This is a genomic window from Scytonema millei VB511283, assembly GCF_000817735.3.
Lineage (GTDB): Bacteria > Cyanobacteriota > Cyanobacteriia > Cyanobacteriales > Chroococcidiopsidaceae > Chroococcidiopsis > Chroococcidiopsis millei_B.
In genome coordinates, this window is sequence record NZ_JTJC03000003.1 from 314,127 (window position 1) to 334,661 (window position 20,535).

The following is a 20,535-nucleotide window of genomic DNA, read 5'->3' on the forward strand; positions in this document are numbered from 1 at the left end:
TAAACACGAAATGAAGTCAATTGACCGAAATTAACTTTGCCAATGTTCTACAAATATGAAACACAGCTTTTGGTTGCGAAAGAGCGTTCGACCAACTTTGCTTAGTTTTGCTATTATCGCAACCACATTATTCAGCCCAACTGTCGTGCGGGCAGATAACTGGCGGGTGGTATTCGAGGATGAATTCAACGGTACATCTCTCGATCCGCTCAAATGGGATACTTGCTATTGGTGGCATTTGGGAGCGGGGTGTGCTAATCATGGAGCGCAAGAAATCCAATGGTTTTTACCAGAGGAAGTGCTGGTACAAAATGGAATTTTGCGTATACGCACTCAAAAACGCATTTGGAATGCTTACAATGCAACATTTCAGTACACATCTGGCATGATTTCTTCCCATCAAAGGTATGCATTTCAGTACGGCTTTGTAGAAATACGAGCCAAAGTCCCTAAAGGGAGGGGTTTTTGGCCTACCATGTGGCTTGCCGCAGAGAATAGAAACTGGCCTCCAGAAGTGAACATCGCGGAGTTTGTTGGTTCAGATATGAAAAGCGTGCTGATGGTCTTGCACTATATCAACGATCGCGGCAAGCCAACATACTCATCTTTATCGTGGGGTAACAACTTTGATTTCTCAGAAAACTACCACGTTTACGCAGTGCTATGGGAGCCAAATGCGATGATTTGGTACGTAGATGGAGTAGAGCGAATGCGCTATACAAACAGCGAAAATATTCCGCAACAACCAATGTATATTTTATCGACTCTAGCAATTGGTCCAATTTGGACGAATAAGCTTCCAGACGACTCCACGCCGTTTCCTAGCTATTTTGACATTGACTATATTAAAGTTTGGCAACGCCAATAAGGAAGATTATTCAAGCTAACAACTGTATAACTTATAAAGCCGATCGCATTTTTACTTCAGATGAAAGTGCGATCGCCTCAAACTGAATAAAGTTAAATTTCGGTATTAGCTTGCGCCAATGTTAGCTCAGGAAGACTAACGACATAACGATAGCCGGATTCTGGAGTCCCTAAAATATCAATTTGACCACCGTGTAGTTCTGCTAAAGCACGGCTGAGCAACAAACGTAGGCTTTCACAAGAACGATTGAAGCTATTGACATTAACTAATTCTGTCTTGTCTTCCCCACGATCGTCATGCTCGTGCATCGACCTTTTGCTTTTTGACTCCTGCCTTTCATCACCACTACGAGCAGCATGAAAAGCAGAAACTTGTCCTAAGTAGGGATCGACGGGGGTTAATCCTTCTCCTAACCAAGGATGAGAAACTGAAATTGCTAGATTCAAAAGATTGCTTTGACCCACGCGATCGGCTGTAGAGTTGCCTTTATAGGAAATGTGAATGCGGATCGCACTCCCACTTGTAGCAGCTTGAATCATACTTGATATCAGGTGGTATATCAGTTGTCTTACCTTGTCTTTATCCAGCACCCACATTCGAGTTTTAGCAGGTTCTAGCGATAGTCGTAATTTTTGTTCTTTGCGTTTGGCGACCTCATCTAAGGTATTGAGTACCTGCTGGCAGAGCATTTCGATATCGACAGTAGTTAAATTGAGACTTAGGGAATATTCTTCTACGACTCCCAACTGAGACACTTCATTAACCAGGGAGAGGAGATAGCGACCGCTATTTTGAATAATTTCGAGATATTCTTTCTGTTTCGTCGTCAGAGGACCGTAAATTTCTCGTCCTACGACATTTGCCATTCCTAAAATTGATGTTAAAGGAGTTCTGAGTTCTTGGGTGAGTTGCTCTAGCAACTTGAGTTTGACTTGGACAATGGAAAGGGCTTCTGGTAAGGCAGTAGGGGGAGAGAAAGAAATTGCTGGTACAGGGTTGAGAATTTGCGGTGCAATCTCGATCGCCCGCTGTTCTAGTGGCTCCAACTGCTGCATTTTGAGTAGTCGATTGCGCTCGAATTCACTCATGCTCCAACGAGCCATGAGTTCGAGAAATTTCATCTGTTGGATGCTGAAATTGCGAGGTTCTAAATCCATCACCGCGATCGCACCCAAGCATAAACCGGAGGAGTCAATCAATGGAACTCCCAGGTAAGCCAGAACACCGTAACGCTGGACTAAGACGCTGTTGGCAAAGGCAGGATGAGCGCGGGTATTGCCAACGTTAACGATTTGGCTCGTTTCGACCACTTGAGTGCAAAACGATTCGTGGATTGGTAACTGTCTTTCCTGCGCTAGCGGATTCATCAACCCCAAACGCGACAAACCCACTGCTGATTTAAATACGTGGCGATTGCGGTCTAAAAACCCCAAAATGCAGATCGGTACTTCTAGCAGGTGGGCAGCAGTTTGAGTTGCTTCCTCAAAAACTGGCGTAGTTTGAGCTTCCAACAAACCCAGTTCTGACAACGCTTTCATGCGCCGATCTATCATTGGATCTACGCCAGCATCCCCTCGACACACTAATTTGTTTTCTGGCTCCACCATTTACCAATCCACCTTACACTGCAAGAAAGCGATCGAACTGCAACATCAATGTTGTGCTGTATCTAACCCTGATTTCAGGGATATCTACTAGACTTAAGATTCCCGATTTTTATTCAGGATCAACAATTCATCACAGAAAGATTTTGCTAACTCTTAAGGAGTTGGTAATGGGTAATGGGTAATTGGTAGTAATGGGTTGACAGTTGACAGTTGCTCTTTCTCCCGATCGCTCCCTCAGCTCTCTTGTCCCTACTCCCTGCTCCCTGCTCCCTGCTCCCTCTTCTCCCAGGCTGGATGGGAAAATAGTGCGGCGATCGCCCGGTTGCCGCGTAGCTGATTTGACAAGGGTAGGTGTCCTACGGGAGCATCAAGGTTCCAGGTAAATCCATCAGGGTAGCGCGTCCAGGTGTTACCGTTTTTCCAGCCAATTTTTGCCCATAGTTTTTCCCAGTTTTTGCCTAGAGCTAACCAGAGTCCTCGCTGCACGGAAAAGCTAAACTTTCCTTCGGAGTAAACCGACCAAAGGGTATCGACGGTTTGCAGATCGAGAATGGGAAATCTTTCGACTTCTGTGAAATATAGCCACTTGCGCTGTACGGCAGTTGAGCCAGCTAGTTCGCAAAGTTTTTGTAGCGTCACGCGGTCTGCTGCTTGGAAGTCTCCCTCAATCAACAATTGTTGTAGGGTCCTGTAATCGATATTAGATTGCGATCGCAGCGTCACAATTCCGGCGGGAAAGTGAGTTTGCAAAAATTCCCGTGCCGGAGAAAACTCGGAACGATGGAGGATTTGGTAGATTTTGCCATCAATCCAAGTCGGTAGGCGATCGCGGCGTTGTAGCAAAAAGTCCATCAACACTTCTAAACCTGGCTCGCCCAGTGTTGCTAGCTGTTGAATGAGTTGCTGTTGAACTTTTTCCGACCCAGACGAAAGCTGCAAGCGGAGAGCTGAAAAGTCAATGGGAGTATCTGATGTCGTAGTTGGGTTAGTCATGCTCTCACTAGAAACGCACAAAGTTCAGCACCGATCGCTAATTTTAACTATATTACGGAGAAGTCAACTGAAGTCGTAAATTGGGAGCCGGGAGTCGGGAGTCGGGAGTCGGGAATTGATAACTGATACATTTCCTTGAGTCAAAATCTGCTAGCGTTCCATAACAGCATCGTCAGATGGCAAAATAAAAGTTTCTAGACTCCTGGTGTAGCAATCCATGTACGAGAAGATTACTCCTCCTACTACTGGTTCTCGAATTACCTTCAGTAATGGCGAACCAATCGTTCCCGACAACCCAATTATCCCCTTTATTCGCGGAGATGGTACGGGGGTAGATATTTGGCCCGCCGCCCAAAGGGTGATGGATGCTGCCGTACAAACTGCCTATCAGGGCAAACGGCAAATCGACTGGTTTAAAGTCTACGCTGGAGATGAAGCTTGCGAAGTCTACGGCACATACCAATATTTGCCTGAAGATACACTCCAGGCAATCAAAGAATTTGGCGTGGCAATTAAGGGTCCGCTCACAACACCGATTGGTGGTGGTATTCGATCGCTCAACGTCGCACTACGCCAAATCAACGATTTGTATGCCTGCGTTCGTCCCTGTCGTTACTATCCTGGAACGCCTTCACCGCACAAAAACCCAGAAAAGCTAGATGTCATCATTTATCGCGAAAATACGGAAGATATTTATCTGGGCATTGAGTGGAGACAGGGAAGCGAAATTGGCGATCGCCTGATTAAAATTTTGAATGAAGATCTTATCCCTGCTACCCCCGAACACGGTAAAAAGCAAATTCCCCTCGATGCAGGAATCGGCATCAAGCCCATCAGCAAGACTGGTTCTCAACGCTTAGTCAGACGTGCGATTAAACACGCCCTACGGTTGCCTCCAAATAAACAAATGGTGACTTTGGTACATAAAGGCAACATCATGAAATACACCGAAGGCGCTTTTCGCGATTGGGGTTACGAATTAGCAACATCTGAGTTTCGCAACGAGTGCATCACCGAACGCGAATCTTGGATTCTTGGCAACAAAGAACACAACCCAGACCTCAGTACAGAAGACAACGCCCGACAGCTCGAACCTGGCTACAATGCTTTGACTGCCGATAAAAAAGCTCAAATTTGTCAGGAAGTCGAAGCGGTGTTGAGCCAAATTTGGGAAACGCACGGCAACGGTCAATGGAAACATAAAATTATGGTCAACGATCGCATTGCCGATAGTATTTTCCAACAAATCCAAACCCGACCCGATGAATACTCCATTCTGGCTACGATGAACTTGAATGGAGATTATCTATCCGATGCAGCAGCGGCGGTTGTCGGCGGCTTAGGCATGGGTCCAGGGGCAAATATTGGCGACGAGTGCGCTATTTTTGAAGCGACTCACGGTACTGCACCAAAACACGCCGGACTCGACCGAATCAACCCTGGTTCGGTCATTCTTTCCGGCGTAATGATGTTGGAATATATGGGTTGGCAGGAAGCGGCAGAATTAATTAAAAAAGGAATCGGCGATGCGATCGCCAATCGTGAAGTGACTTACGATTTAGCACGATTGATGGAACCTCCAGCTCAACCGCTCAAATGTTCTGAATTTGCCGACGCGATTATTAAACATTTTAGTGACTAGTGGCTCGTGGCTGGTGGCTAGAAGGAATTTGCTCTGAGGTTGTCACTATGATTTCTTTGTGCCTTCTGGCACTAGTCACCAGCCGCTAGTCACCAGCCACTTAATTCATCGTCCCAATTTATTTGGAATCCCTTCACAGCCACCAGGAATAGTGGCTCTGGTTTTTTCGCCTCCCCAAGCGCAGCAGTAATAACGTAAGGATTCAGACATGCGCTGGGCATCAGTAAAATCGGCATTTTCAATGACTGCCCCCGTCTGTTCTCCTGTATTGTAGTTGGGAGCAATATTGCGACTGCGGGGGGTAGTTGTTTGGGCATCACCGTAAAATAAACGAGTACTTTTGAGGTCAGCGCCAACTAGCTGTGCTTCATACAAAATGGTACGGGAAAGATTTGCTTTTACTAAGTCGCAATTGTTCAGATTTACCGCAATCAAATTTGCTTCTGAGAGATCCGTCCAACGCAAATCGGTATTAGAAAGATCTGCTCTAGCTAACATTACGCCTAAGTCTATAACTCGAATACCATAGTTACGGTCTTCGGAGTAACCGCCTTCACCGTTGAGAATGGCTCTACCCAAACGAAAATCTCGCTGTAAGGGAGTCAGTAACTTCGATTGAGATAAGAAGCGAATGATTTTGGCTTTACCGCTAGCATCGACGCTACTAAAAATAGCAGCCGTACGCCCTTCAGCGATCGCTCTTTCTTGAGGCCAATCTTCTAACATTCCCTCTTCATCTAATACCAAATCGGAAATTCCCTGAAAGTAAGAATCGATGGTTTGCTGCTGGGTAATTAAGTTTTGTTGTACTGTCAACAGGTTTTGTTGAATTGTCAAGTCTTTGGAAATTACATATTGTCGCCAAGCTACATAAACGGCAATAATTGCGATTAAAATTTGTCCTAACGCGCCAAAAACTTCACCTAATGCGCCGATCGCATCCCAGTTTAATTTGGTCGCCCAATCGATAATGGCACGACCGATATTTCCAAATCGGAATAAGCCGATTAAGGCAATAGCTAAACCTGTCCCCGCCACAAATAGCGATCGCTCTAGGGGAGAAAATATGTCTGAGACTGCTTTTATCGTCCAAGGTAAAAGTACCCCCAGCGAAAGTAACAACGCTAGCAGCGTGCCTACCCAGCCAATCCACAAAAAGTTATTAAAGGATAGTCCAATCCAAACGAGCGCGATCGCGACTAAGGTAAGTAAAGAAGCCCTGGGATGTGCCGTGCGCCAACTGGTACGTTTGACGATTAGATTTGATGCAGAAGTCGATTGTTGTTGGGCATGAATTGCGGCAATCGCTGCGAGTGCTTGCTGAGTTGCCAAGTTCTCATTCGATATATCGTTGTCTTGGAAATCATCTAGATCCAAAGACGATCGAGATCGAGTCACCATCTCTGGATTTGGGGATGATGCCTTATTGTTGTCATCTGAGTTGTTTTGGCTAGTCATGCTCAATTATTTGCAGCAAGCGGAAGGGCTACTCGCTTTCATATGTTAACCGCTGCTGAGAATAGAGCGATCGCGCCTCGGTATCAAATTTTTCTGACTCCCTATTGCATTGCCTCAATTTGCCGGACTACAGTTAATGCAGAATAACTCACGCCAGCCGTTCCTTCTCCTGGATGCGTAGAGTCGCCGACTAACCACAAATTTTTGACAGGCGTGCGGTTGGCAAAACCAAAGGGTCCAAATGTTGGGACTCTTTGACCGATTCCGCCTACTATACCGCGATCGCGTGCTGTATAACGGGCAAACGTGCGCGGTGTCGCTGTTTCCTGGTGTAATATCGTTTCTGGTGTGAGGTGAAAGAATTGTCCCAAACGGGCGATCGCTTCCTGAGTATATTTTTCCTTCATCGCCTCATAGTCTTCACTGCGCCACCAAGGTTTCGGATCGACAAAGGATGAAGCAATAATTGTACCTTTTCCCTCTGGGGCGCGTCCGTCTCCCGCTCGACTGACGGAGACAAATAAAGAATTATTTTCCCCGATTGCTCCATTGCGATCGTACATGAATTGCAAGTGTGGCGGACATCCTGGCGGAATCGCTGTTTCATCTAGACCTAGATACACGACAAAAGCCCCTGATGCTTCGGGTAATTTATCGACACGTTGCTTGTAACCTTGGGGGGCATTTCTACCCAACAACTGAACTAAGTTTTGTACCGTAACGTTAGCCACGATCTCGTCAGCGGGTTCTGTCCCTACTTCTTGATTTTTTTGGTTGCGCACCAAAACACCTTTGACTTTGCCGTTTTCAACTAAAATTTTCTCTACACTATGGCGCATCAGCAGCTTGCCACCATATTTTTCTAAGGCTTCTACCAAGCGATCGCTTAATACCTGCATACTACCGTGGAGGTGAGACAATCCTTGCGGTGATTGGGAAACGCTTAATGCTGTAGCTGCATAAAGTAAAGCTGTTTCTTCTGCATCTACCTGGGAGTAAAGTTTTAATTGCAAATCTAAAAATGTCCGCAATCGCCAATCGTCTTCCAAACCGTGTCCCCGTAAAGCATCGCCCACGGTCAAAAAGGTATAGGGTAAGGTAGTTAAAGTCCCTGGACGAACAGCTTGCGTCAGTTGCCACAAATCCCAGATGTTGCGGGGTGGTAAAACCGGATCGCGGGCTTGAAATGCCCAACTCGCTTGAAATAGATTGTCTATTAATTGCCAAAAGCGATCGCTACCTGGAAACTGTTTTTCTCTTTCGGCTTTCCATTTGCGGCGATCGCGCCAAACGTTAATTGGTTGAGTCTCTCCTGGTAAATATACCGCACAGGCAGGATCGCAAGGCGTTGCTTCTGGTAGATCGATTTCTAGTTCGGTAAAGATGCGATGGTGAATTCCACCTGGTTCTAAACCAGCTACCTGAGTCGCGCCGACATCGAAGGTAAATCCTTTGCGTTTAAAGGTTGAGGCACACCCTCCAGGGACGATTGCCTGGTCTAAGACTAAAACCTGGTAGCCGCGACGGGTAAGCAGCGCCGCCGCTGTCAAACCACCAATTCCAGCACCGATGACGACAACACGCGATTTGCGATCGCTCGCTAACCTACTTAGCATGGATATAAAGTCAAAATAAAACCTACTCTATCTTTATATTAAGTTATGTTAATCACCAAATAGAAGACGGTTATCAGTTATCAGTTATCAGTTATCAGTGACCAGCAAGCGATCGGTCACTTACGACTTACGACTTACGACTTACGACTTAATCTTATGTCCGAGCGCAATTGGGAGACACCACTGACTAGCAATACTCTAGAACAGCGGTATGAGATTATACAACAATTAGCAAAAAAAGCAGGCAGACGCACGTTATTGGCGCGTGACAGAAAAACTGAGGAGTTAGTTGTAGTCAAACTCCTGTGCTTCGCCAGCGATTTTGAGTGGGATGCACTGAAATTATTTGAACGGGAAGCTAAAATATTACAAGCAATTTCTCATCCTACAATTCCTCGTTATTTAGATTATTACGAACTCGATTTCAATAACGGTAACAAGGGTTTTGCTTTAGTACAAACTTATATTTCTGGAAAATCTTTAGAAAACTATCTTAAATCTGGACGTAGCTTTGATGAAGTAGAGATTAAACAGCTAGCGACAGCAGTACTAGAAATTTTGACTTATTTGCATGGCAGGCAGCCGCCAGTCATTCACCGCGATATTAAACCGAGTAATATTTTACTGGGCGATCGCTCTGGTAACAGTATCGGACAAGTCTATTTAGTTGATTTCGGTTCCGTGCAAACTTTAGCAGCAAAAGAAGGCGGAACAATGACAATAGTAGGAACTTATGGTTATATGCCACCCGAACAATTTGGCGATCGCACCGTTCCTGCTTCCGATCTTTACAGTTTGGGTACAACTTTAGTTTATCTAGTAACGGGGACGCATCCGGCAGATTTACCGCAAAAAGATGGACGAATACAATTCGAGCTATTAACAAATCTCAGTTCTGAATTCACTCGGTGGTTGCAGCGGATGATAGAGCCAAGTTTAGAACGTCGCTTTACTTCTGCCGAACATGCATTACAAGAACTGATTCAGCCTCGGATTGTTCGTCCCCTTCCTTCAACATATAAACAACTATGTGAGACTAGAGTTACACTAAATAGAGAAATAGATGGTTTAGACATTATCCTTTCGGAAAAAGGCTGGGATTTTGGTGTAGGATTTACTACGGCTTTTGCAAGTCTCTATAATTCAATTCTCATTCCTACAACAGGTATAGCTTTTGATACTTTTAGTAGACATCCGTCATTATTACTGATTATTGGCGGTTTGTGGTACGGTAACTATATTCTGGTATCGGGAGTTATTAAGTATTTATTCAAGCGCACCAGGCTCAAGATTAGCGATAGAAAAATTACTTTTACCCATGAAATATTAGGTTGGAAGTATAGACAAGTTTTCAAGACTGACACACAATATGTAACGGCATTAAAATTAATTTACGGGTATCGCGGCAACCGTCGTTCTATGCATATTTGGATTGGTAGAGATAAGTATGAGTTATGGAGAGACTCAATGCTCAGCGAACCGGAAATGGAATGGTTAGCGCAAGAACTGAGTGCTTGTTTAGGAATAGAGATTTCTAGAGAACCTAATTTTTATATTCCTAAAGCTGAGCGATAGTTTTCTTATATAGCACTTCTATTTGAGTTGCAAACTCCTCATGAGAATTGTCATTACTCATCGATCGTTAGTCATTTGTGAGAACGCAATTCTTCGTGTCACAAACAGATAAATGGCAATTGCACAATTGATTTAGAACCGCTATAGTAATTCAATTATAAACTTTAAGTTTTGACTTTTGACTTACCTATTATGGCTAAAACTCAAGCTTATGAAGGGTATTGTAAAGGTACGCCAACAATTTTAGTTAAAGAGAAATTTGGTAACGCCAACGTATATACAAAAAATACTCAATCTGTTCTGAATAAAGCAAGTGGATTTATTTCAGCTTATGACTTTACTCTGAATCCATATCGCGGGTGTCAGTATGGTTGTAGCTATTGTTATGCTGTTGCTTTTAGTCCTAATCCTCCGATGCGTCAAGACTGGGGTAATTGGGTAATTATTAAACAAAATGCGGCAGAAGTTTTAGAGAAAGAGTTACAGAAATGGTACGAGAAAAATCCTACTCGTTCTCCCAGTATTTACATGAGTAGCGTTACCGATCCCTATCAGCCAATTGAGGGGAAGGAAAAACTAACTCGTAGTTTGTTAGAGGTGATGGTGAAATATCAACCTACGTTAGTTATTCAAACTCGCAGTCCGATGATTACGAGAGATATCAATTTATTGCGACAATTCCATCGCTTGCGGATTAATATAAGCGTACCTACAGGTAGCGAACGAGTTAGAAGAGATTTTGAACCGCGATCGCCTAGTATTTTTGCTCGTTTGAGAGCTATCGGTATTTTAAAACATAGTTTACCTTGCAATGCAGACTACGACACCAGATTTTCTGTAACAATGACACCTTTATTACCAACTCTAGAAGCCGATATGTTTAGTTTAATTAACAAACTTCAAGTTGTCGATCGCGTCGTAATTCAGGAATTTCACGCTAGTCATAATCGTACCCTTGTGGCATCAACTCGTCCAGAGGCGCTGGAGATTACGAAAAAATACTCTTGGTGGTATGACAACGAACAACTAAATTATTTAGTATTCAGGGATAAATTAGTTGCTATGCTTCCTGACATCGAAATCAAAGAAGGACAAGCAGGATTTGGATATGATTGATTTTATCGATCGCTGGTGGCGAAATTACCAATTTAGCAATGCTCTGAAACAAGGTAATATTCATTTAGCAGAACGATTATTAAGAAATAAGCAAAATTCAGGTACGCGGCTAACTTGGTTAGAGAAAATTTTCCGAGATAAATTATGCTTAGAACAAGCTAACCGTGAATCTAGACAAGAAGTATTAACATTACAACAGCAGTTGCAGCAAGCTTTTCAAAGATTAGAAGATACAGAAAACAAATATCGTTTTCATGAAACTCAAAGCGATCGACTGCAACCCGAATTTCAATTAATCGGTTCGATTTCAGACCAATTCAAATTAATTCGGCATGATGAATATAAGTTACAGTGTACTGGTATCGATCGGCATTTGTTTGATGAATTTGAATTCACATTAGTCGAATATTTAAAACAAGAACTTGAAAAGAAATCGACAGTTCAGCTTCAGTTAAAAAAAGCGATGAAAGCAGCGTCTAATGATATCGATAATTTGAAAAATGGGAAAGACCCTAATTATAATTTAGATTTATCTCCCCACGTTTACTTTATTAAATATTTTTTAAATAACGTCTACGGTGCGTATTTAGCTTGGTTTTTAGTTTACAAGTCAGGTTTATTGCCAACTAAAATTAATATTCTTGATATTGCTGCTGGTCCAGCTACAATGGCTTATGGTTTATCTCTGCTATTGCAATCTTTTGATAGTTTGCTACAGATACCTCAAACTCATATTTGTTATCATTCTCTAGAAAAACAAGCTTCGTTTCAGCATCGAGGCTTGCAATTTTGGCGCAGGTATATGGAGATTTTGCCAATTGCAACTAATTCTTACTTTAGATTTGATACAACAGATATTTTTTCAAACATTGAAAATAGTCAACGGTTGCCTCAAAGTTTCTTTGATTTTATCGTAATTTCTCATTGTTTCTTTTCCGATCCAGCACAAAGGCTGCAATCCTATCGAGTCTTTAAAAACATTTTTTCAACTTGCTTAAAACCAGGCGGCTATGTATTATTGATAGTTCAGGGTAGAAAACTATTTAATTTTTACGATTTGTCACAAACAGAAGATATTCCTCAAGAACTTAAGACCATCGCTCGATTCTTAGAAGATTTAGAGCTGAGTTTAGAGTGGTACAATTATGCAACTTCAACAGGAAAAAGAACCCTCATTAAATCTGAATTTGCAAAATTTGCTACAGAGAACTTACCCGCTCAAAAGCACATGCTAAATTTAGCTCAAAAATATCTAGGAATTAAACACAATTTGAACTATGTACTAGATGACTACATAATTTTAGCCAAAAAGCCGTAATCTTAAGGCAATTATTATCACCATAGTATTAGAACTGCCACGTTAGCTGTAACCCCACAACATCAACATCACTATCAATTTGTCCTCTCAAGTTACCGCTAGTACTGCTAGATAAATCGATCTCACTGTCATCAACAAATAAGTGAGCGTAACCGACATCAAAACTAATAGCATCAGAAGCTTTAAAAGTAGCACCGATCGCTAACCACGTTCGATTATTATCGGGAATTCTGGGCGATCTATACGTACTATCTACCGGACTCGGATCGTAAGCAACACCAGCACGTAATTCCCAGGCTGGACTCAATGTATAGTTAATTCCTACAGAATAGCGCACTGTATCGTGCCAATTTTCTGGCTGCACGTTATCCGGTTCCACTGGGTTGTCAAATGTGACGCGCAACTCTTCAAACCGACTCCAATTCGTCCAAGTTACGTCACCTGTAAGTGCAATGCGAGAACTAATTTGATGATAGGCATTGAGAGATAGAGTATCGGGTAGGTTCAATTCAGCATCGATACTACCATCTTGAAATCGTCCAGTCGCAGTTAAAGCTGATACCGCAGCAGGAACGTTAAAATCAGCCTCCCCTGCTAAATCGTGAGTAATCGCCGAACGATAAGCCAAGCCGAGGCGCGTTTTCCGATTGGGTTCGTAGAGTAACCCCAAGTTATAACCCCAACTCCAATCATCGCCTTCTAATTCGACAGAACCATCAGTTGCTTGAGGCGCGGTACGCAATCTCGTAGCACCAATCAAACCAAAATCGATCGCATTTGATAGTTTTGCCTCAGCATATTGTAAGTTGATGCCAGCACCTAAAGAAAGGTTGTCTGTCAGTTTTGCCGCAACAGTAGGATTAATATTAATTGTGACGAGTTCTGAATTAATCGCGTAGTAGCGCCCAACCCAGTCGCGATCGTACCTCGTCTTCAGACCAAAAGGCGAATTCACTCCCAAACCTAGCTTGACGCGATCGCTGGCATTCCAGACAGCGTAGAAGTTAGGAACAAAAATATCCACGCCGCCATCTCCGCCATCTCCACCTGTTAAAGGTGCGCCAGTGACAACTACCGAGCCTCGATCTTGAAACAGAGCTGTAGGAGATATATAGTATCCTGCCGCGATCGCCGAATTATTTGACAGACGAGTTAATCCAGCAGGGTTAAAAAAGATCGTACTGGCATCATCCGCCGCCGCACTATTAGAAAAAGCACTGCCTAAACCGCGCACGCTTTGTTCGAGAATTGCAAAACCTGATGCTACAGCAGTACTAGTCGTGCCAAAAAATTCTAACGCCAAAAACAGCGGCAATAGCGCTGCAATTGACTGCAACGTTCTCCTCACTCTGACTCCTCGTTCTTATATTTGAATAAAGCAAAAGCAAATATATACCTTCGAGCAGTCATGCTTATAGTTGTGAAGCTAAATGAACAAATAATTATTAGATCGTTACATTTCAGTGGGGTTTCAGCGCCAATATAGAAAATAGAACTGGCAGCCAACAACAAAAAGTAGCAAGGGAGCAGGGGAAAAGAGCTGGGGAGGCTGGGGGAGCTGAATCAACGATTGCCTCTAAGTTGTGAGATAGATTTTTCTACGACTTTCCCATCCAGTACTGATAACAAATGCTACCCCTCGATTTGCGGGAAGAATTCGTCCTTAAGGTGCATTAAAAATTATGATGAAGTAAGTTAGTCTTGCAGAGCTACATCATGTTTTGTAACTTAACTATTCCCTCACCGATTGCTTTTACTTTCACAGTAGAGCTAAGTTGGATCTTCTACAGGTGAAGGTGTAAGGTAAGACAAACAATGTGACAATAATATAGCTTAGCTAAGTGTAACTACTTAGAGTAGTACGAGCTTTATAGATAAAAGTTTTTCTAATGTTGAAATTTACAATATTTGACTCAAAATTTGACTAATTATAGGGGAGCGAACGGTTAATTTTGTCTTTGCACTCTCAGACTCAACTACACTGATGGAGTAAAAAATTACAATGAGGATTCGACTGGAACGAAAGTTAAGTTCATGCCCCCATCACCTATGTTGTACTGTCTGCGATCGCATGTTTGAATCAGGTAGAGTCCGCACGCTCCTACACAATGACGAAGGATTCATCCAAGGTGACATTTGCCCAGAGTGCATGAGGCTATCGGTCGAAACCATTCAATATAAAATTAGAGAGCGGGCAATGGTGCTTCTGGAAGAAACAGACGACAGCGGCAATACGACTTTCTCACCTCAAGCACGGGCAATGGAATTGCTAGACTGCTCTACCGAAAACGTTAAATATCCCCAGTTTTATCATTGGTGGTTGGTACAGCTAGAGATCTTCTCGCGTCAATCCTCAGATGCCAGAAATTTTACAGGTATAGAAAATTGGGAATACAAAGGGCGATCGCGTAAGGCGCAAGATCGCAGTTGGCGAGAGCGATTGCGGACGTTTTTTGAAAAAGATGAATCGGAAAAATAGGGGCGATCGCGTCTCGGAATTCTCCAGTTTTTTTAGCTGTTTTTGCAAGCTAAATTCTTCAAGCTGAGTTTTTAGAACTTACGCCACAGCTTGTGTATCCACTGCCAAAATTTCAGAAAAACTTCTTCAAACCACAACATGGCGCGATCGAGCCATGCCAAGATTTGCTCTAGTGGATGTTTAACATAACCCATTAAGGTTGCAGGGGTTTCAATCCAGTCTGGTGTTGACTGCACGGATGAGTTTTGAGTCTCTGATGTAGAAATATTGCTCGGCTCGGCTTTATGCAGCGATTGTTTGCCTTTGCTAGTTCTACGAATTTCAGCGCTTTTTACTCTAGGTTCGATCTCTCCAACCCCCCTTGAGAAGGGGGACAATATTCTCTTGCTGAGACGATTTTGCAGCCTTGAAATTTCAGGAGTAGACTGCTGCCCCCCTTTGTAAGGGGGGTTGGGGGGATCGTTCGCCCGCCTCCCTTTGTAAGGGGGGTTGAGGGGATCGCTTGCCCGAGTTTGTTGCTGCTTAACTATGCCTTTAGGCGCTCTAATTTTGGACAAAAATTGACGTAACCACCCGCGCTCTTGAGGGAAAGTATAGTCAACGGTAGGATGAGCGGGAAGAGCAAAAGTCGATACGTTGCGATCGCCTGTCGTCTGTTGCGTAACCGATCCGAAGAGATCGCTAGCCGTCAGCCAGGGATCTTCTAAATCTTCATCGGCTGAATCGTTACTAGCAGGAAGTCTAGTAGTTGGGCGACGAGCGGCAAATTTAGGATTTACGGGGATCGATCTACCTGTGAGCGGGGAAACTCCCTTGTGAGTCATACCAGGTGTTAGGGGAAGTGTTGTGGCGCGATCGTCCGTCCCAAAAAAGTAATCGATCGCCGCCCAAATCAGAGATAGAATTCTTGTCGTGTGAGTTTTGCTGCTTGCCTCAGTTCGCACGTTGGCTGTAGGACGCTCTGAACCTGCAAGTTCGGTACTTTGAGAGAAAATGCTTTGATAGAAGGCGATCGCAGCTGACTTAACTCGGACGAGATGATGAGATTCTACCTCAGCCACAGTATGGTCTAAAGAAGTCAGCCACGGGGGAGTCGGTAGGGGCAAGTTTCTAAACCCGCCCGTACTATGGAGTTGAGATTGATGTCCAATTTTTTGACGGTATTGCCAGTACCGAGCGATGGCAGTTATGATTTGGTCTTGTAACGCCGCCTGCTGCTGAGGATCGAGAACATCCAGAGTTTGATTTTGTGCTGTCACTAATACCAAGTTGCGACTAGCTAGCTGCGAGGCAATACCTCTTATGGAGTGAGTAGTAATTGGTAGTTGGTAGTTGGTAGTTGGTATTTTCTCCCCCAGCTCCCCCAGCTCCCTCAGCTCCCCCAGCTCTCTTCTCCCTGCTCCCTTAACATACAGCAAGACTTGCCGAATCGGAGTATCAACCGTTGGCGATTCCTCTTGAATCACCGCATCATCAGATGGTAACTGACGTAGGGTTGTTTCAACTGCTTGATGTACTTGATTTACCGTCGATCGCCTGGACTGCAACAGGAGAAATATGGGATACATGCCCACAGCTGCAACCCAACTAGCAGTAGATTGGAGATTGCGCCAAGCGCGATCGCACTGCTGGGTAAAGCGGCGCGACTGCTTGTGAACGAATCTAAACAGTCTGCTTTGATAGCGAGCGGAGGAAGCGGGAGTCATAGACCAAGTGTGGGCGAGGAATTATAAATTATGAAACGAACGATCTAAAAAATGAATGAGTATTTTATCCTTGAGACGACTAACATTCATGTTGGCAGAGATGCACCGATCTTATCGAGAAACAGATCCTTTTATAACGTTTGTTGCCACCTGAAATCTTAAAATAGATCGACTCTTACCACTTCTCAACCGTGCTTTTATGTTTACAATTTATATCTTTACAACTTAGTGCTTTTATAATTTAGTGTCCTCATAACTGGTAGTGTCCTCATAACTGGGCTAGATATATGACATCTTTTGTACCACACTCCAATCTAGAGGTAATTTCACAAGCGATCGCCCAGTTACGCCACTGTACTCAAGTCGATCTCCAGATGAATTGGTTGGGGTGGCTGGAGCCAGAATCGGAAGTCGGTATTAACTGCTCCCTACTCCCTGCTCCCTGCTCCCTCAACACTAAAGGACATATTGCCTGGGATAAAGGAAAAAAAGTTTTGTGGTTGCAGCAAAAGATAGTAGTTCCAGCACAATTACAGGGTTATCCTCTGGCTGGCTTATCGCTGCGACTGGCTTTGACTTGGTGGGCGGAATTGGCGCAGATTTATGTCAATGACGAATTGGTACAAGAGGGAGATTTATTCGATTGCTCGACGAGAATAATCCTCAGTTCTGGCGTGACTCCTGGGGAAGAATTTCATCTGAGTTTACGGCTAGTCAGTCCAAATCACGACGATGGAGCCTTAGTACGATCGCTGTGTCTTTACGAATCAAACGATCCAGCAGATCCAGAGCCAGGTTTTGTGGCAGATGAATTAGCCATTCTCCAGAAACGTTTAGAAACCTTTGAGCCAGAACAATTATCCACGCTTGCTACTGCTGTCGCTCAAATCGATTGGTCGAGTTTACCAGATAAAGACAAATTGGGGCGATCGCTCCATACTCTACGCCAAAATCTCCAATCCAAAATTCAACATCCAAAATCTAAAATCTTTCTCCTCGGACACGCTCACTTGGATTTAGCTTGGTTGTGGGCTGTCAGCGAAACCTGGGAGGCGGCTCAGCGCACGTTTACTTCCGTTCTCAACCTGCAACAAGCCTTTCCCGAACTCACTTTTTGTCATTCTACTCCTGCTCTTTACGCCTGGATCGAACAACACCGTCCCGATTTATTTACCGCAATTCAGCAACAAGTCAAAGCTGGACGTTGGGAAATTGTCGGCGGTTTATGGGTAGAGCCAGAACTCAACACCGTCAGCGGAGAATCAATTGTCAGGCAGCTATTGTACGGACAAAGATACGTGCAAGCAAAATTTGGTCAAATTTCCTCTGTTGCTTGGTTGCCAGATAGTTTCGGCTTCTGCGCGACTCTACCGCAATTTCTGAGTTTAGGAGGAATGGAATATTTCGTCACCCAGAAATTACGCTGGAATGACACCACGCAATTTCCCGATGAAGTCTTTTGGTGGCGATCGCCTGACGGTACGGATATACTGAGCCTCATGTCTGCGCCCATCGGTGAAGGCATCGATCCGGTCAAAATGGCAACCTATGCTTGCGACTGGGAAGCTAAAACTCAATTACCACAATTTCTCTGGCTGCCTGGTGTCGGCGATCATGGTGGTGGTCCTACCCGCGATATGCTCGAAGTCGCACGACGCTGGCAACAATCACCCTTTTTTCCCGATTTGAAATTTACCACCGCTGAGGAGTATTTGCGGGAAATTCAGAGAGCAGGGAGCAGGGAGCAGAGAGCAGGGGAGCAGGGGAGCAGGGGAGTAGGGGAGCAGAGGAGTAACTACCAACTACCAACTACCAACTACCAACTACCAATTTGGCAAAATGAACTTTATCTAGAATTTCATCGCGGCTGTTATACGTCTCATGCCGATCAAAAACGATTCAATCGTCGCTGCGAAGACTTGTTATATCAAGCAGAATTGTTCGCAACTTTGGCAATGCTGACTGCTAAGACAGCCTATCCTCAAACAGCAATTGAAGAGGCTTGGAAAAAAGTCTTATTTAATCAATTCCACGATATTTTGCCTGGTTCTGCTATTCCTGAAGTTTATGCCGATGCTAACCAAGGCTGGCAAGAAGCAGAGCAAACAGCAACAGCTATTTTAAACCAATCTTTGCAAGCGATCGCTTCTCAAATTAATTTTCCGCCACCTCCTCATCCTGAAGCTCAGCCAATTGTCGTTTTTAACTCGCTCAATTGGGCGCGATCGCAAGTTGTTGAACTTACAGTTCCAAATCTACAAGATACTAACTGGCAAATCTGTAATTCCACGGGAGAAAGCGTTCAATCTTACATTAGCGTTGCTGAATTTACGAGCGATCGACAAACATCTACTGGAATCATTTCTTTTCTCGCCAAAGATATTCCTGCCGTTGGTTATCGCGTTTATTGGTTATCTCCTCGCACAAATTTCATTGCATTGAGTTCTCAGGTAGCCAGTTCTACCGAATATGTTATTGAAAATGAGTATTTGCGCGTTACTGTAGATTCTCATACGGGAGATTTATCCAGCGTTTTTGACAAAATCAATCGATGGGAAATCCTCAGTGGTGCAGGTAATCAACTGCAAGCTTTCCAAGATAGCGGACAATATTGGGATGCATGGAACATCGATCCTAATTATGCTCAACACCCGTTACCATCTGCTGAACTCATAAGTATTAACCAACATGGCGATCGCGATTTCCTCCAAAGTTGCGTCAGTATAGCTCGAAAAATCGGTCAGTCAATTTTTAGCCAAGATTACATTTTAGAAATAGGTTCTCCCGTCCTCACAATTAAAACGAGCGTTGACTGGCAAGAACGTCATGTGATGGTAAAAGCTGCTTTTCCCCTGAATGTATCAGCAGACTATGCTACTTATGAAATTCCCTGCGGTGCGATCGCTAGACCGACGCAACCCCAAACTCCCGCAGAAAAAGCAAAATGGGAAGTACCAGCTTTACGTTGGGCTGATATAAGTACGAGCGATCGTGGTGTCAGCTTGCTCAATGATTGTAAATATGGCTACGATTGCCAACCGGATCGACTTCGTTTAACATTACTGCGTAGTCCTGTATGGCCCGATCCCGAAGCAGACACAGGCTTACATGAATTTACCTACGCGCTTTATCCTCACGCTGGTACGTGGCAACAAGCACAAACAGTTAGGCATGGTTACGAACTGAATATACCGTTGCAAGTTTTACTATTGCCTGCTGCGACTATTACATCAGGAAAGATCCCAGCTACTACAAGCTTTTTAACAATATCAGCCGATAACTTAATTTTGATGGCGTTCAAGCCTTCAGAAGACGACCCGCAAGAGTTAATTTTGCGATGCTATGAATGCCACGGCGATACAGCTCAATTAGACCTACAGAACACCTTAAATTTAAGCGTAGCCGACAATCTCGATCTTTTAGAAAGACCCATAGCTACTAATCCAGTCGACCGAACAGCCAAGAGTGTTTCACCGTGGAAGATTATCAGCTTAAAGCTCAAGGCTAGATGAAACGTAAATCAGTTATCAGTTATCAGTTATCAGTTGTCAGTTGTCGGTCAACGCCAGTGCTACACTCCGTGAAGAAAGTTAACGGTTAAACAAATAACTGCTCCCTGATAACTGGTCACTACTCCCTGCTCCCTGCTCCCTGCTCCCTGATAACTGGTCACTGGTCACTGTTAATGAAAGTATAACTATCTTTAATCTTCGTGTTCTTCAAACGGATCTCTTAACTCTTTTGCTGGAGGACCGAAGGATGTATATACTGTCCAGCCAGTAATGGCAATCAATACGGCAGCCAAGGAAATGCTAAGAACTGTTGCGGGTTCCATCATAGCGATAGATTATGAGTACTCTTCCTATACAATATTACAGAACGTTAAAAAATGCTTTCGCAATTCATCATAGGTGAGTCATGGCACAACGGACTTGGTTGGGAGAAATCCTCAGACCCTTGAATTCAGAGTATGGTAAGGTTGCCCCTGGTTGGGGAACTACTCCCGTAATGGCAATTTTCATACTATTATTTTTCGTCTTTCTCTTGATCATCCTGCAAATCTATAACCAATCATTGCTGATTGAAAGACCTGACATTGCCCCCAATTGGACTGGTTTAGGTGGTTAACCTTTAGAAAGCTGAGAAATATTAACAAT

At 43.8% G+C, this 20,535-nt stretch carries 15 protein-coding genes; 8 read left to right on the forward strand and 7 right to left on the reverse strand.

Going from position 1 to position 20,535, the window contains the following annotated elements:
* The first annotated feature begins 55 nt into the window (after positions 1 to 55).
* Positions 56 to 868, forward strand: coding sequence for a glycoside hydrolase family 16 protein (locus QH73_RS13160; protein WP_039713415.1), 813 nt, complete (start codon positions 56 to 58; stop codon positions 866 to 868).
* Positions 869 to 960: 92 nt separating this feature from the next.
* Here the strand turns inward: QH73_RS13160 and QH73_RS13165 are convergent, their stop codons facing one another.
* Both QH73_RS13165 and QH73_RS13170 read right to left on the reverse strand, forming a co-directional pair.
* On the reverse strand, positions 961 to 2,475 hold the full coding sequence (locus tag QH73_RS13165) for a GAF domain-containing sensor histidine kinase (RefSeq protein ID WP_039713414.1): 1,515 nt from the start codon (positions 2,473 to 2,475) through the stop codon (positions 961 to 963).
* Between the two features lie 249 nt (positions 2,476 to 2,724).
* Entirely contained in the window at positions 2,725 to 3,468 is a 744-nt protein-coding gene (locus QH73_RS13170) for a GUN4 domain-containing protein (RefSeq protein WP_039713413.1), read from the reverse strand.
* 217 nt (positions 3,469 to 3,685) lie between these two features.
* Between QH73_RS13170 and QH73_RS13175 the strand changes: the two genes are divergently transcribed.
* The gene (locus QH73_RS13175) at positions 3,686 to 5,110 is read left to right on the forward strand and encodes an NADP-dependent isocitrate dehydrogenase (RefSeq protein WP_039713412.1); all 1,425 of its coding nucleotides are present in this window, start codon (positions 3,686 to 3,688) and stop codon (positions 5,108 to 5,110) included.
* Between the two features lie 105 nt (positions 5,111 to 5,215).
* Here QH73_RS13175 and QH73_RS13180 read toward each other — a convergent pair whose 3' ends face one another.
* Both QH73_RS13180 and crtD read right to left on the reverse strand, forming a co-directional pair.
* Entirely contained in the window at positions 5,216 to 6,511 is a 1,296-nt protein-coding gene (locus QH73_RS13180) for a pentapeptide repeat-containing protein (protein ID WP_236147003.1), read from the reverse strand.
* 158 nt (positions 6,512 to 6,669) lie between these two features.
* Positions 6,670 to 8,184 (reverse strand): C-3',4' desaturase CrtD, encoded by a 1,515-nt coding sequence (gene crtD, locus QH73_RS13185; RefSeq protein WP_039713410.1) that lies wholly within the window; start codon positions 8,182 to 8,184, stop codon positions 6,670 to 6,672.
* 156 nt (positions 8,185 to 8,340) lie between these two features.
* On the opposite strand from crtD, the gene QH73_RS13190 reads away from it, so the two are divergent.
* From QH73_RS13190 to QH73_RS13200, 3 genes are all read left to right on the forward strand, one after another.
* Positions 8,341 to 9,759 (forward strand): serine/threonine protein kinase, encoded by a 1,419-nt coding sequence (locus QH73_RS13190; protein WP_052289747.1) that lies wholly within the window; start codon positions 8,341 to 8,343, stop codon positions 9,757 to 9,759.
* 192 nt (positions 9,760 to 9,951) lie between these two features.
* Positions 9,952 to 10,875, forward strand: coding sequence for an SPL family radical SAM protein (locus tag QH73_RS13195; protein ID WP_039713409.1), 924 nt, complete (start codon positions 9,952 to 9,954; stop codon positions 10,873 to 10,875).
* Positions 10,868 to 12,193, forward strand: coding sequence for a class I SAM-dependent methyltransferase (locus tag QH73_RS13200; RefSeq protein WP_039713408.1), 1,326 nt, complete (start codon positions 10,868 to 10,870; stop codon positions 12,191 to 12,193). The genes QH73_RS13195 and QH73_RS13200 overlap by 8 nt, the downstream gene beginning before the upstream one ends.
* A 28-nt stretch (positions 12,194 to 12,221) precedes the next feature.
* Here the strand turns inward: QH73_RS13200 and QH73_RS13205 are convergent, their stop codons facing one another.
* Complete coding sequence (locus QH73_RS13205; protein WP_052289746.1) at positions 12,222 to 13,541, reverse strand: OmpP1/FadL family transporter; 1,320 nt, start codon at positions 13,539 to 13,541, stop codon at positions 12,222 to 12,224.
* Positions 13,542 to 14,195: 654 nt separating this feature from the next.
* On the opposite strand from QH73_RS13205, the gene QH73_RS13210 reads away from it, so the two are divergent.
* Positions 14,196 to 14,672 carry a hypothetical protein gene (locus tag QH73_RS13210; RefSeq protein ID WP_132867013.1) on the forward strand — a complete coding sequence of 159 codons (477 nt, stop codon included), beginning with the start codon at positions 14,196 to 14,198 and terminating at the stop codon, positions 14,670 to 14,672.
* A 71-nt stretch (positions 14,673 to 14,743) separates the two neighbouring features.
* On the opposite strand, the gene QH73_RS13215 is transcribed toward QH73_RS13210, so the two are convergent.
* On the reverse strand, positions 14,744 to 16,378 hold the full coding sequence (locus tag QH73_RS13215) for a hypothetical protein (RefSeq protein ID WP_132867015.1): 1,635 nt from the start codon (positions 16,376 to 16,378) through the stop codon (positions 14,744 to 14,746).
* A gap of 287 nt (positions 16,379 to 16,665) precedes the next feature.
* Here QH73_RS13215 and QH73_RS13220 point away from each other — a divergent pair, with 287 nt between their 5' ends.
* Positions 16,666 to 19,890, forward strand: coding sequence for an alpha-mannosidase (locus QH73_RS13220; protein WP_039713405.1), 3,225 nt, complete (start codon positions 16,666 to 16,668; stop codon positions 19,888 to 19,890).
* 191 nt (positions 19,891 to 20,081) lie between these two features.
* On the opposite strand, the gene psbN is transcribed toward QH73_RS13220, so the two are convergent.
* Positions 20,082 to 20,213 (reverse strand): photosystem II reaction center protein PsbN, encoded by a 132-nt coding sequence (gene psbN / locus QH73_RS13225; protein ID WP_041462633.1) that lies wholly within the window; start codon positions 20,211 to 20,213, stop codon positions 20,082 to 20,084.
* A gap of 83 nt (positions 20,214 to 20,296) precedes the next feature.
* Between psbN and psbH the strand changes: the two genes are divergently transcribed.
* On the forward strand, positions 20,297 to 20,506 hold the full coding sequence (gene psbH, locus QH73_RS13230; protein WP_015157035.1) for a photosystem II reaction center phosphoprotein PsbH: 210 nt from the start codon (positions 20,297 to 20,299) through the stop codon (positions 20,504 to 20,506).
* The last annotated feature ends 29 nt before the right edge of the window (positions 20,507 to 20,535 follow it).

What these genes read in the sequence shown, in the direction of transcription:
- QH73_RS13215 (WP_132867015.1), bottom strand. Translation starts at nt 16,378, where the DNA reads ATGACTCCCGCTTCCTCCGCTCGCTATCAAAGCAGACTGTTTAGATTC.
- QH73_RS13195 (WP_039713409.1), top strand. Translation starts at nt 9,952, where the DNA reads ATGGCTAAAACTCAAGCTTATGAAGGGTATTGTAAAGGTACGCCAACA.
- psbN (WP_041462633.1), bottom strand. Translation starts at nt 20,213, where the DNA reads ATGGAACCCGCAACAGTTCTTAGCATTTCCTTGGCTGCCGTATTGATT.
- QH73_RS13165 (WP_039713414.1), bottom strand. Translation starts at nt 2,475, where the DNA reads ATGGTGGAGCCAGAAAACAAATTAGTGTGTCGAGGGGATGCTGGCGTA.
- crtD (WP_039713410.1), bottom strand. Translation starts at nt 8,184, where the DNA reads ATGCTAAGTAGGTTAGCGAGCGATCGCAAATCGCGTGTTGTCGTCATC.
- QH73_RS13175 (WP_039713412.1), top strand. Translation starts at nt 3,686, where the DNA reads ATGTACGAGAAGATTACTCCTCCTACTACTGGTTCTCGAATTACCTTC.
- QH73_RS13180 (WP_236147003.1), bottom strand. Translation starts at nt 6,511, where the DNA reads ATGGTGACTCGATCTCGATCGTCTTTGGATCTAGATGATTTCCAAGAC.
- QH73_RS13200 (WP_039713408.1), top strand. Translation starts at nt 10,868, where the DNA reads ATGATTGATTTTATCGATCGCTGGTGGCGAAATTACCAATTTAGCAAT.
- QH73_RS13210 (WP_132867013.1), top strand. Translation starts at nt 14,196, where the DNA reads ATGAGGATTCGACTGGAACGAAAGTTAAGTTCATGCCCCCATCACCTA.
- QH73_RS13160 (WP_039713415.1), top strand. Translation starts at nt 56, where the DNA reads ATGAAACACAGCTTTTGGTTGCGAAAGAGCGTTCGACCAACTTTGCTT.
- QH73_RS13170 (WP_039713413.1), bottom strand. Translation starts at nt 3,468, where the DNA reads ATGACTAACCCAACTACGACATCAGATACTCCCATTGACTTTTCAGCT.
- QH73_RS13220 (WP_039713405.1), top strand. Translation starts at nt 16,666, where the DNA reads ATGACATCTTTTGTACCACACTCCAATCTAGAGGTAATTTCACAAGCG.
- QH73_RS13190 (WP_052289747.1), top strand. Translation starts at nt 8,341, where the DNA reads ATGTCCGAGCGCAATTGGGAGACACCACTGACTAGCAATACTCTAGAA.
- psbH (WP_015157035.1), top strand. Translation starts at nt 20,297, where the DNA reads ATGGCACAACGGACTTGGTTGGGAGAAATCCTCAGACCCTTGAATTCA.